This is a genomic window from Klebsiella sp. CN_Kp091 (assembly GCF_040065095.1).
GTDB lineage: Bacteria > Pseudomonadota > Gammaproteobacteria > Enterobacterales > Enterobacteriaceae > Klebsiella > Klebsiella aerogenes.
The window spans coordinates 88,623-100,663 of record NZ_JBEAIO010000008.1 but is presented as its reverse complement, the minus strand read 5'-3'; the positions used below and the strand labels follow the sequence as shown (position 1 = coordinate 100,663).

Below are 12,041 nucleotides of genomic sequence, written 5' to 3'. Positions count from 1 at the left end.
AATGGCACGAGCGAATTTGGCTTTGCGCTATGAATTGCGCTGTAACAAATTTGCCGTTCGTTGCGCTGGCGAAATTATTGTTCTACACGCGCAATAGGGCGGCGAATTCCCGACGACGAGCTAACGTTAAAGTGGCCGCGATCACAATTTTCGCTCATCCCCGCTACTCCTCCCTGTCTAATCCCCCTCGGGAGGAGGCAGCGGCCTCGGGAGGTCGGCACACTAAGGCTAACGTTTTAGTAAAGGACCAGGATTTCTTATGTCACAGACTTCTTTTAACCAGGCTCAGTTTCAGGCTGCACTGACGCGTCAGTGGCAGCGTTTCGGTTTATCGTCAGCCGCAGAGATGACCCAACGCCAGTGGTGGCGTGCGGTCAGCGGCGCGCTGGCGGAGCTTTTGGCGGCGCAACCGGCGGCGGAAGCCGTTAAAGGACAGCGCCACGTTAACTACATTTCGATGGAGTTCCTGATCGGTCGCTTGACCGGTAATAACCTGCTCAACCTGGGCTGGTATGAAGGGGTGAGCGAGACGCTGAAGGCGTACGACATCCAGCTGACCGACCTGCTGGAAGAAGAGACCGATCCGGCGCTGGGCAACGGCGGCCTGGGCCGTCTGGCGGCCTGCTTCCTGGATTCTATGGCCACCGTCGGCCAGTCGGCGACCGGTTACGGCCTGAACTATCAGTACGGCCTGTTCCGTCAGTCCTTTGCCGACGGTCAGCAGATGGAAGCGCCGGACGACTGGGGACGCGGCAGCTATCCGTGGTTCCGCCACAACGAAGCGCTGGATGTACAGGTGGGCATCGGCGGTAAAGTTAGCAAAAGCGGCGAATGGCAACCGGCTTTCGTGATTACCGGCGAAGCCTGGGATCTGCCGGTGCTTGGCTATCGCAATAACGTCGCGCAGCCGTTGCGCCTGTGGCAGGCCAAGCATGCCCATCCGTTCAACCTGACCAAATTCAACGACGGCGATTTCCTGCGCGCGGAGCAACAAGGTATCGACGCGGAAAAATTGACCAAGGTGCTGTATCCGAATGACAACCACCTGGCGGGGAAAAAACTGCGCCTGATGCAGCAGTACTTCCAGTGCGCCTGCTCGGTGGCGGATATTTTGCGTCGCCACCATCTGGCTGGCCGCAAGCTGCATGAGCTGGCGGATTATGAAGTGATCCAGTTGAACGACACCCATCCGACCATCGCCATCCCGGAGCTGCTGCGCGTGCTGATTGATGAGCACCAGATGAGCTGGGACGATGCGTGGGCCATCACCAGCAAAACCTTCGCTTATACCAACCATACGCTGATGCCAGAAGCGCTGGAGTGCTGGGATGAGAAGCTGGTCAAGGCGCTGCTGCCGCGCCATATGCAGATAATCAAAGAGATTAACGACAGATTTAAACTGCTGGTGGAGAAAACCTGGCCGGGCGATAAGCAGGTGTGGGCGAAGCTGGCGGTGGTGCATGACAAACAGGTTCGCATGGCCAACATGTGCGTGGTGAGCGGCTTTGCGGTGAACGGCGTCGCGGCGCTGCACTCCGATCTGGTGGTTAAGGATCTGTTCCCGGAATATCACCAGCTGTGGCCGAACAAATTCCATAACGTGACCAACGGCATTACGCCGCGTCGCTGGATTAAACAGTGTAATCCGGCGCTGGCTGCCCTGCTTGATAAGACGCTGAAGAAAGAGTGGGCCAACGATCTCGACCAGCTGATCAAGCTGGAGAAATACGCTGACGATGCCAAATTCCGTCAGGTTTATCGCGACATTAAGCAGGCGAATAAAGTGCGTCTCGCTGAGTTCGTGAAGCGGCGTACCGGTATCGACATCAACCCACAGGCGATTTTCGATATCCAGATTAAGCGCCTGCACGAATACAAACGCCAGCACCTCAACCTGCTGAACATTCTGGCGCAGTATAAAGAGATCCGCGAAAACCCGCAGGCCGACCGCGTACCGCGCGTCTTCCTGTTTGGCGCCAAAGCCGCGCCGGGCTACTACCTGGCGAAGAATATTATTCTGGCGATCAACAAGGTGGCCGAGGCGATCAACAACGATCCGCTGGCGGGCGATAAGCTGAAAGTGGTCTTCCTGCCGGATTACTGCGTATCGGCGGCGGAAATGCTGATCCCGGCGGCGGACGTCTCCGAGCAGATTTCCACGGCGGGTAAAGAGGCCTCCGGTACCGGCAACATGAAGCTGGCGCTGAATGGCGCATTGACCGTCGGCACCCTTGATGGCGCCAACGTTGAGATCGCCGAGCAGGTTGGCGAGGACAATATCTTTATCTTCGGCCATACCGTGGAAGAAGTTAAGGCTCTGAAGGCGAAAGGCTACGATCCGCTGAAATGGCGTAAGAAAGACAAGCTGCTGGACGCGGTGCTGAAAGAGCTGGAAAGCGGTAAATATAGCGGCGGCGACAAACACGCCTTTGATCAGATGCTGCATAGCCTGCTGCAAGGCGGCGATCCTTACCTGGTGCTGGCTGACTTTAGCGCTTACGTCGCGGCGCAGAAGCAGGTAGACGAACTGTATCGCGACCAGGAAGCCTGGACCCGTGCGGCGATCCTCAACACCGCGCGCTGCGGCATGTTCAGCTCCGACCGTTCTATTCGTGATTATCAGCAACGTATCTGGCAGGCAAAACGCTAAGGACAGGCCTATGGAGAATAAACGCCTTGATAACGCCGCGCTGGCGGCGGGGATCAGCCCCAGCTATATCAATGCGCACGGGCAGCCGCAGTCGATCGCGGCGGCCACCAAACAACGTTTGCTGGATGCTATGCATCGTACGTCTACTGCCGCGAAAGCGGCAGTAGAACCGCTGCCCAGCGTCAAGGTTTTTACCCACGGTAAAAAAATGCAGTTGCCGGTAGCGGGAAGTGGCGCGTTTCACTGGCTGCTGACGACCGAAGAAGGTAAGCAGTATCAGGGTGAGACGCGCGGCGGCGAAACGCTCACCCTGCCGGGGAGATTGCCGACGGGCTATCACACCCTAACCCTCACGCGGGACGGCGAACGCTGGCATTGCCGGGCGATCGTCGCCCCGGCGCGCTGCTACGAACCGCTGGCGCTCAAAGAGGGCAAAAAGCTATGGGGCGCCTGCGTCCAGCTCTACACCCTGCGTTCTGAGAACAACTGGGGCATCGGCGACTTCGGCGATCTACGCGCCATGCTGCCGGAAATCGCCCGTCGCGGCGGCGCGTTTATCGGCCTCAACCCGATTCACGCGCTCTATCCGGCGAACCCGGAGAGCGCCAGCCCGTACAGTCCGTCCTCGCGCCGCTGGCTTAACGTCATCTATATCGACGTCAACGCGGTGGAAGATTTCCAGCGTAGCCCTGCCGCGCAGGCATGGTGGCAGCTTGCGGAAACCCAGCAGGCCCTGCAGGCCGCGCGGCAGACCGCTGATGTCGACTATACCGCCGTCACAGCGCTGAAGCTGACCGCGCTGCGTCTGGCGTGGGCCGAGTTTTCTACGCGTGAAGATGAGCAAATGGCGGAGTTCCGCCAGTTCGTGCTACGCGAGGGCGAAAGCCTCTACTGGCAGGCGGCGTTTGATGCGCTGCATGCGTGGCAAAGTCAGCAGGATCCGATGCGCTGGGGCTGGCCGGCATGGCCGGAGGCGTATCAGAGTACGAGCAGCCCGCAGGTGAAAACTTTCTGTGCGGAACATGCCGATGAGGTGAGCTTCTATCTGTGGCTACAGTGGCTGGCTTATACGCAGTTCGCCGCCTGTTGGCACACCAGCCAGCAGGACGGGATGCCGATTGGCCTGTATCGCGATCTGGCGGTCGGCGTCGCCGAAGGCGGATCGGAGACGTGGTGCGATCGCGAGCTGTATTGCCTCAGGGCTTCCGTCGGCGCGCCGCCGGACATCCTCGGCCCGCTGGGACAAAACTGGGGCCTGCCGCCGATGGATCCGCATGTGATGGCTGCCCGCGCCTACGAGCCGTTTATCGAACTGCTACGGGCGAATATGCAAAACTGCGGCGCATTGCGTATTGACCACGTGATGTCGGTGCTGCGCTTGTGGTGGATACCGTATGGCGAAACTGCCGACCATGGCGCCTATGTGCAGTATCCGGTGGATGACCTGCTGGCGATCCTGGCGCTGGAGAGCCAGCGGCACCGCTGCATGGTCATTGGCGAAGACCTCGGAACCGTACCGGTCGAGATCGTCGGCAAGCTGCGCAAAAGCGGCGTTTACTCGTATAAAGTGCTCTATTTCGAAAATGGCCCTGATAAAACGTTCCGCGCGCCGAAGGCTTATCCGCAGCAGTCGATGGCGGTCGCGACGACCCACGATCTCCCGACGCTGCGCGGTTATTGGGAGAGCGGCGATTTGACGCTCGGGAAGACGCTGGGTCTGTATCCGGATGAAGTGGTGCTGCGCGGCTTATATGCCGATCGCGAGCAAGCAAAGCAGGGGTTGCTGGATGCGCTGCATCGGCACGGCTGTTTGCCGAAGCGCGCCGGGCATAAAGCCTCGCTGATGGCGATGACCTCAACGCTTAATCGCGGGATGCAGCGCTACATTGCCGACAGCAACAGCGCCCTGCTTGGGCTGCAGCCGGAAGATTGGCTGGAGATGGCTTCGCCGGTCAACATCCCGGGCACCAGTACCGAGTATCCCAACTGGCGGCGTAAGCTTAGCGTGACGCTCGAGCAGATGTTTGCCGATGCGCAGGTGAATAAGCTGATTAAAGATCTGGATAAGCGCCGCAAAGCCCGCTAATCCAGAGAGAATTCCCCGGTGGCGCTGCGCTTACCGGGGCTACGGTTGAGAGCCGAAGAACAAAAAGGGAACGAGGATTACACCACCATCCCCAGGACCGTAGCCCGGATAAGGCGCTTTGCGCCGCCATCCGGGAAACGAATAATAAAAAGGCCGGGGCGCATGATGCGCACCCGGCCTTTTTTATCTCAGGGAACGAGGGTTACACCACCATCCCCAGCAGCAGACAACCAACCAGACCGCACACGGAAATGATGGTTTCCAGTACCGACCAGGACTTGATGGTCTCGCCAATGGTCAGGTTGAAATACTCTTTGAACAGCCAGAAACCTGGATCGTTCACGTGCGAGAAGATAACGCTACCGGAACCCACGGCGATAACCATCAGCTCCGGGCTAACGCCGGTGGTGGCAATCAGCGGCGCGGCGATACCACCCGCGGTGATAGCGGCAACGGTCGCTGAACCCAGCGCAATACGCAGCACCGCGGCGATAGACCACGCCATAAACAGCGGTGACATATTGGATTCGTGCATGATAGAAGCGATGTACTTATCCATGCCGCTATCCACCAGCACCTGCTTAAAGGCGCCGCCGCCGCCGATGATCAACAGCATCATGGCAATAATTTTAATAGAGGAGGTCAGCGTATCGTTGATCTGCTCCATGGAACGGCCGCGGTTCAGGCCGAAAGTGAACAGCGCGATCAGCACCGCAATCAGGGTCGCCATCACCGGGTCGCCGAAGAACTCGGCAACGGGCAGGAAGGCGTGGCCCTTCGGCAGAACCATCTCGGCGACGGCGCGCATCGCCATCAGGATCACCGGTACCAGAGAGGTCCAGACGCTGACGCCAAAGCCCGGCATCTCTTCTTCGGTGAAGGTTTTCGGATTGTGCAGGCCTTCCGGGATCGGCTTATCAATACCTTTCAGGAAACGGGCGAAAACCGGGCCGGCGAGAATAACCGTCGGGATAGCCAGAATCGTACCGTAGAGCAGCGTTTTGCCCATATCGGCGTGGAAAATTGTCGCGATAGCGGTCGGGCCCGGGTGCGGCGGCAGGAAACCGTGGGTGACGGAGAGCGCCGCGGCCATCGGTACGCCAACGTATAGCAGCGGGATACGCGCGGAAGCGGCGATGGTAAAGACCAGCGGCAGCATCAGCACGAAACCGACTTCATAGAACAGGGCGAAACCGACGGTGAAACCGGTCAGTACAACGGCCCATTGAATATGTTTTTTACCGAATTTATCAATCAGGGTGGTTGCGATACGCTGCGCGCCGCCGCAGTCCGCCAGCATTTTACCGAGCATAGCGCCGAAGCCCATGATCAGTGCGAGGCTGCCGAGCGTGCCCCCGACGCCGTTTTTGATGGATACGATGACTTTATCCAGAGGCATACCCTGCATTAATCCGACGGCGAGCGCCACCAGAACCAGAGCGATGAAGCCGTTCATTTTGAAACGGATCATCAGCAACAATAACAGGGCAACCCCGATAGCTACGATGACTAATGGCATGATTTACCTGGCCTTAACTTGTTATGGGTAACGTTAAAGTCTGAACATCTACAGTATCCGTTCCGCAGAGGAACAAGGATGTCTTGCACCGTAAAGCTGGCATATTCCTGACCCAGAGAAAGGATAGCTGGCTATTTTTTTGTCGGTGGTGCTTGTCGTGGATGATACGGGTAACATGTGAGCTTTGAGAATGCCCTGAACCGGGTAAATTTTAAATATGAGACTTAAGTCATACTCTCTACCGGGTTTTTGCCGTGCTGGCTAGTCAGAAATGTTGTGCGGTAACATGCGGGAAGGAGAAGTCACCCGGCAAGCGGTTGTTGCCGGGCGAGAGGGCGGAAGCTTAGTAGTAGGAGTGCTCGCCGCGCTGGTGTTCGGTCAGGTCGCGCACGCCTTTCAGCTCCGGGAATTCGTTCAGCAGCTGCTTTTCGATCCCTTCTTTCAGGGTCACGTCGACCATCGAGCAGCCGTTGCAACCACCGCCGAACTGCAGGATAGCCAGACCGTCTTCGGTGATTTCCATCAGCGAGACACGACCGCCGTGACCGGCCAGCTGTGGGTTGATCTGCGACTGCAGCAGGTACTCCACGCGCTCCATTAGCGGGGCATCGTCGGAAACCTTACGCATTTTGGCGTTCGGCGCTTTCAGCGTCAGCTGGGAACCGAGTTGGTCAGTGACGAAGTCGATTTCAGCATCTTCCAGATAAGGCGCGCTGAGTTCATCAACATACGCGGTCAGCTGTTCAAATTTCAGCGCCGTGTCGGTGTCTTCCACCGCATCCGGTGGGCAGTAGGATACGCCGCACTCAGCGTTTGGGGTGCCGGGATTAATCACAAATACGCGAATTTGCGTCCCTTCTTCCTGATTTGCCAGCAGTTTGGCAAAGTGCGCTTGTGCAGCATCGGAAATACGGATCATAGCGTTGGCCTAATAGTTGACTATTTTACTGGGTTATAATACGCCCATCAGCGGGGGTCTACAAGGTACGGCATACACACCATACCTGAACCGTCGCGGCGCCGTTTCGCAAAAGCAGGCGGGAAATCTCGGCGACGGTGCTTCCGGTTGTGACGACATCATCCACAATGGCGATATGGTGGCCCCGAACGGATAATTCAACCTGGAAAGCATTTTTCAGGTTCTGCTTACGTAATCTGGCGCTTAACTGATGCTGTGTTGCGGTACGCCGGATTCGCTTCAACGCATCGCCGCGCCAGGCGCAACCCATCCAGCGCGCCAGCGGGCGGCATAGCGCCTCGCTTTGGTTAAATCCCCGACGCCAGTGGCGGCGTTGCCAAAGAGGCACGCTGATAATCCGGTCCACTGGCGGCAGCCCGCGGTTAAGGCGCAGGCGCAAAATAAGCAGTCGCGCCAGCGCTGGGGCGAGTTCCGGACGAGGCCCGAACTTTAACTGATGCACCAGTCCGCTTAGCGCAGGGGTATAGCTATTCACCGTCACCAGCCGCTGCCAGGGCGGCGGTTTTTGCAGGCAGCGTCCACAGGGTAAGGTGGGCGCCAATGCGGGTAAACCGCACTGCGGGCAGAGTGATTGTGAGATGAGCAGCGAGGCGGTGCAGCGCGAGCAAATCCCCCAGTGAGCGATGGCCAGCGGCATTTGGCATAGCCAGCATAAGCTGTGTGCTGTTAGCATAATTCCCCTCATAGTGATGGAAAGAGAACAGTAACTGATGAATGACATCTGGTGGCAAACCACGGGCGAAGGAAATTGTCATCTTGTGCTGCTGCACGGATGGGGGCTGAATGCCAACGTGTGGGATTGCATTACGCCGGAACTGGCTACGCATTTTACCCTGCACCTGGTGGATCTACCGGGTTATGGCCGCAGCGGTGGTTTTGGCGCCTTAACGCTTGAAGAGATGGCGCAGCAGGTCGTTGCAAAAGCGCCGGAGCAGGCCATCTGGCTTGGCTGGAGCCTGGGCGGGTTGGTAGCGAGCCTGGTGGCGCTGCAGCATCCGCAACGCGTGCAGGCGCTGGTGACCGTCGCTTCTTCGCCGTGTTTTGGCGCGCGCGACCCGTGGCCGGGGATTAAACCGGAAGTGCTGAGCGGCTTCCAGCAGCAGCTTAGTGAAGATTTCCAGCGTACCGTCGAGCGTTTTCTCGCCCTGCAAACCATGGGTACCGAAAGCGCGCGCCAGGACGCCCGTGCGCTGAAAAGCACCGTTCTGTCGCTGCCGATGCCGCCTGCTGAGGTTCTCAACGGCGGGTTGGAGATTCTCAAAACCGCCGATTTGCGTCAACCGCTCGCCGCGCTGACCATGCCGTTTTTGCGCCTCTATGGTCGTCTGGATGGGCTGGTGCCGCGTAAAATCGTTCCGCTATTGGATGAGCTGTGGCCGCAAAGTGAGTCTATCATTTTCGAAAAGGCGGCCCATGCGCCGTTTATTTCACATCCCCAGCCATTTTGTGAGCCTCTGATCGCGTTGAAAAAGCGGCTTAATAATTATTTTTAGCGCCGCGTGGTAAATCATCAGGATCGGGCAATACTTAGGTTGTTGCGGCGGTTGATTATTTCGTTTTTGCCGCCGCAAACTAAAAATAACAACCTTATGGAGAGTAAAGGCTATGAAACTTGTTACAGGTATTGTTGCATCTCTGGTGATTGGCTCCCTCTCTTTTGGCGCGTTCGCGGCGAAAGAGATCCAGAAAGATGAAGTCGCGAAAATGAATCTGACCAAGGTCGGTAGCATCACGACTTCCCGTACCACGTCGCCGATGGACGCGAAGCGCGATCTGTCGAAGAAAGCGGATGAGTTGGGTGGTAAGTACTTCGTGGTGATTGCCGGCGAGAAGAACGAGAAGACGGTTCACGCGAACGCCGACGTGTATAAGTAAGCCCGATTTTCCCTGCCAGGCGCAACCTGGCAGGGCTCCTGCTCAACGTCGTTGGGTAGCCCGGATACGGCGCAACGCGCCGCCATCCGGGATGTCTTATTCAGCGCAAAGACCACCACTCCCGCAGGCAGGCTTTCCCTTCCGGGCAGCTTTTACAGCTGCCGGAAAGGCAGCCATCGGCATCTTCGGTCTTTCTGACGACTTTCCCCATCGCCTCCAGGCGGCTTAATATGGCGTCGATCAGCGGTCGCGGCGTATGCAGGCGGGCGCTCAGCTGTGCGGCTTCCATGCGCCCCTGCAGGGCCAGCATATCGCGAACGTCAATTAACGATGCCATGATGATTGCTCCTTAGTGGCAGTCGCCGGCCGGACTCTGGCAGCAAGACGTCGGGGTTTTACGCGTCGCCAGCAGCGAAACGTCTACCCGGCTCCGCGCCCGACGCAGCAGGCCAAAGACCACGACGTTAAACAGAATCACCGCCAGAATACACACCAGGCTGTAGCGCGGGTGCTGGCTAAAGCTCACGGTCTGGTAGTACAGCGTTGATAGCGAGTAGGCGATATTCAACCCCCACAGCACCGAGAACATCATCCAACCGCGGCTGGACTCACGGGCAATCGCCCCCATCACGGAAATGCATGGAATATAGAGCAGGACGAAGATCAGGTAGCTGTACGCGGCGGCGGCGCTGCCGAATTTACTGCCCATCACGCCCATTGCGCCGGTTTCCATTTCGCCATCGCCTTTGCTTGCTTCAATCGGGTTCGCCAGCACGCTCAGGCTAAAGGTGTCTTTCAGTCCCTGCCAGGTTTCATCGACGGCGGCTAACAGCTCGTCGCCAAGGCTAAACTCCTGTGGGTTAAACTCTTCATTCTGGATATCTTCCGCGGTGTAGAGGGTATTCAGCGTACCGACCACCACTTCTTTCGCCATCGCGCCGGTAAACAGGCCGACGGTTGCCTGCCAGTTATCTTCGTGCACGCCAATGGGCTTAAACACCGGGGTAATCACCCGGCTGACCGAAGCCAGCGCCGAGTCGTTGATGTTATCGACCACTTTGCCGCTGAGCGAGAAGCTGTTCAGCGCGCTGAGGAAAATACTGACGATGACAATCACCTTACCGGCGCGCAGGACGAAGCCTTTCAGGCGCTGCCAGGTTTGAATAACCAGGCTCTTGATGTGCGGTACGTGATACACCGGCAGCTCCATCACAAACGGCGAGGCTTCGCCGCGCATAATGGTGTATTTGAGCATCAGGCCGGTGAGGATCGCCATCACGATGCCCAGCACGTACAGTGAGAAGACCGCCAGCGCGCCGTTCTGCCCGAAGAAGGCAGCGGCGAAGACCGCGAAAATCGCCAGTCGCGCGCCGCAGGACATAAATGGCGCCATCATGATGGTCATTAGCCGTTCACGCGGCGCATCCAGCGTACGGGCGCCCATTACCGAAGGCACGTTACAGCCGAAACCGACGATCAGCGGCACGAAGGATTTCCCCGGCAGGCCTAACGCCTGCATCAGGCGGTCCATCACGAAGGCCGCGCGCGCCATATACCCGGAGTCCTCAAGGAAAGAGAGGAACAGGTACATCATGCCGATTTGCGGCACCAGCGGCAGCACGGTATTGATACCGCCGCCCAGCCCTTGCGCGAGGAACACGGTCAGCCAGTCCGGGAAGTGCAGGGTGTAGCCCAGCCACTGGATGCCGTGAATGAAGATAGCCACCGAACCGGCGTCGAAAATCGGCTGCAGGGCGCCGCCGATGTTGATAGCCAGCAGGAACATCAGGTACATCACGAACAGGAAGATCGGTAAGCCGAGGAAGCGGTTAAGGATAATTTTATCCATCGCCGTGGTGAAGCGGCTCGGCTCGGCGGTCAGGGTGTTACTGACGGCATCGCATACCGCGGCAATGCTTTGATAGCGGGCATCGGCGATATAGAGCGCCGGATCGTCCATCTCGCCGCTCAGGTTGGCCAGCGCCAGATCGAGTTTGTCGGCGGCGTTGCCGGCAAAGGCGCGGCTATAAATATCGCCTTCCAGCATCTGCAGCCCCAGCCAGCGGCGCTGACGCAGCGGCATATCAGCAGGCATCGCCTGCGCCAGCATATCGGCTTCGCGCTGCAGGGATTGCGGATAGTGCACCAGTTCCAGCGGCTGATTTTGCTCATGGCGGTCAAGCGCCATTTTCAGCGCTTCAATACCGCGGCCGCGGGTGGAGACCAGCGGAATCACCGGGCAGCCGAGGCGGGCCGCCAGCGCGTCGACGTCGATGCGGATTTGCTGTTTTTCGGCAATATCGAGCATGTTTAGCGCGACGACGCAGGGAATACCCAACTCCAGCAATTGCAGAGTCAGATAGAGGTTACGTTCCAGGTTCGAGGCGTCGATGACGTTAATCAGCAGGTCGGCATCGCCGCTGAGAATATAGTGACAGGCAATCTGTTCATCGAGCGACGTCTGCGAGGAGATGGTGGTCAGCGAATAGGTGCCCGGCAGGTCAACCAGAGTAACCTGGTGGTCGGTGGTGGTGAAGGCGCCTTCTTTACGCTCAACGGTGACCCCCGCCCAGTTACCCACCCGCTGGCGCGCGCCGGTTAGCTGATTAAATAACGTTGTTTTGCCGGAATTAGGATTACCAATTAAACCAACGGTTAATTTTTTCATTTTTCAGACTCTTAGTGCCGGGTCAGGTGTTATTGCGCAACCGCTTCCAGTTCAATTAACGCGAGGTCTTTTTTACGTAATACCAGGCTCACGCGCCGGGTCTCAATATGAATAGGATCGCCCAGCGGCGCCACGCGCACGACATGAAACGAAGAACCGGGCAACATTCCCAGGGAGAGCAGTTTCTGCCGATAAGCCGGGCTAATATCGCGGGAAAAGCCGGTGATTTTCCACGCACTATCAGGAGTGAATTGCATAGGGCCT

At 58.0% G+C, this 12,041-nt stretch carries 10 protein-coding genes; 4 read left to right on the top strand and 6 right to left on the bottom strand.

Annotated elements, in window-relative coordinates:
- Positions 1–259: 259 nt before the first annotated feature.
- Entirely contained in the window at positions 260–2,650 is a 2,391-nt protein-coding gene (malP, locus tag ABLV17_RS09130; RefSeq protein ID WP_271032839.1) for a maltodextrin phosphorylase, read from the top strand.
- A gap of 10 nt (positions 2,651–2,660) precedes the next feature.
- A complete protein-coding gene (gene malQ, locus ABLV17_RS09125) occupies positions 2,661–4,736 on the top strand; it encodes a 4-alpha-glucanotransferase (RefSeq protein WP_271032840.1) in 2,076 nt (691 codons plus the stop codon).
- 202 nt (positions 4,737–4,938) lie between these two features.
- Here malQ and gntT read toward each other — a convergent pair whose 3' ends face one another.
- From gntT to gntX, 3 genes are all read right to left on the bottom strand, one after another.
- On the bottom strand, positions 4,939–6,255 hold the full coding sequence (gene gntT, locus ABLV17_RS09120; protein WP_015369355.1) for a gluconate transporter: 1,317 nt from the start codon (positions 6,253–6,255) through the stop codon (positions 4,939–4,941).
- A gap of 343 nt (positions 6,256–6,598) precedes the next feature.
- Entirely contained in the window at positions 6,599–7,174 is a 576-nt protein-coding gene (gene nfuA / locus ABLV17_RS09115) for a Fe-S biogenesis protein NfuA (RefSeq protein WP_015369356.1), read from the bottom strand.
- A gap of 58 nt (positions 7,175–7,232) precedes the next feature.
- Positions 7,233–7,907, bottom strand: a complete 675-nt coding sequence (gene gntX / locus ABLV17_RS09110; RefSeq protein ID WP_213794136.1) for a DNA utilization protein GntX — start codon at positions 7,905–7,907, stop codon at positions 7,233–7,235.
- A 37-nt stretch (positions 7,908–7,944) separates the two neighbouring features.
- On the opposite strand from gntX, the gene bioH reads away from it, so the two are divergent.
- Both bioH and ABLV17_RS09100 read left to right on the top strand, forming a co-directional pair.
- Positions 7,945–8,727 (top strand): pimeloyl-ACP methyl ester esterase BioH, encoded by a 783-nt coding sequence (gene bioH, locus ABLV17_RS09105; protein WP_087859058.1) that lies wholly within the window; start codon positions 7,945–7,947, stop codon positions 8,725–8,727.
- A gap of 112 nt (positions 8,728–8,839) precedes the next feature.
- Positions 8,840–9,109 (top strand): YdgH/BhsA/McbA-like domain containing protein, encoded by a 270-nt coding sequence (locus tag ABLV17_RS09100; RefSeq protein WP_015369359.1) that lies wholly within the window; start codon positions 8,840–8,842, stop codon positions 9,107–9,109.
- A gap of 100 nt (positions 9,110–9,209) precedes the next feature.
- Here the strand turns inward: ABLV17_RS09100 and feoC are convergent, their stop codons facing one another.
- Genes feoC through feoA form a run of 3 tightly spaced genes read right to left on the bottom strand, consistent with a single transcriptional unit; the run spans position 9,210 to position 12,034 of the window.
- Positions 9,210–9,446 carry a [Fe-S]-dependent transcriptional repressor FeoC gene (gene feoC, locus ABLV17_RS09095; RefSeq protein ID WP_047038098.1) on the bottom strand — a complete coding sequence of 79 codons (237 nt, stop codon included), beginning with the start codon at positions 9,444–9,446 and terminating at the stop codon, positions 9,210–9,212.
- Between the two features lie 12 nt (positions 9,447–9,458).
- A complete protein-coding gene (gene feoB, locus ABLV17_RS09090) occupies positions 9,459–11,777 on the bottom strand; it encodes a Fe(2+) transporter permease subunit FeoB (RefSeq protein ID WP_015703678.1) in 2,319 nt (772 codons plus the stop codon).
- A 29-nt stretch (positions 11,778–11,806) separates the two neighbouring features.
- A complete protein-coding gene (gene feoA / locus ABLV17_RS09085; RefSeq protein ID WP_015703677.1) occupies positions 11,807–12,034 on the bottom strand; it encodes a ferrous iron transporter A in 228 nt (75 codons plus the stop codon).
- Positions 12,035–12,041 lie beyond the last annotated feature (7 nt).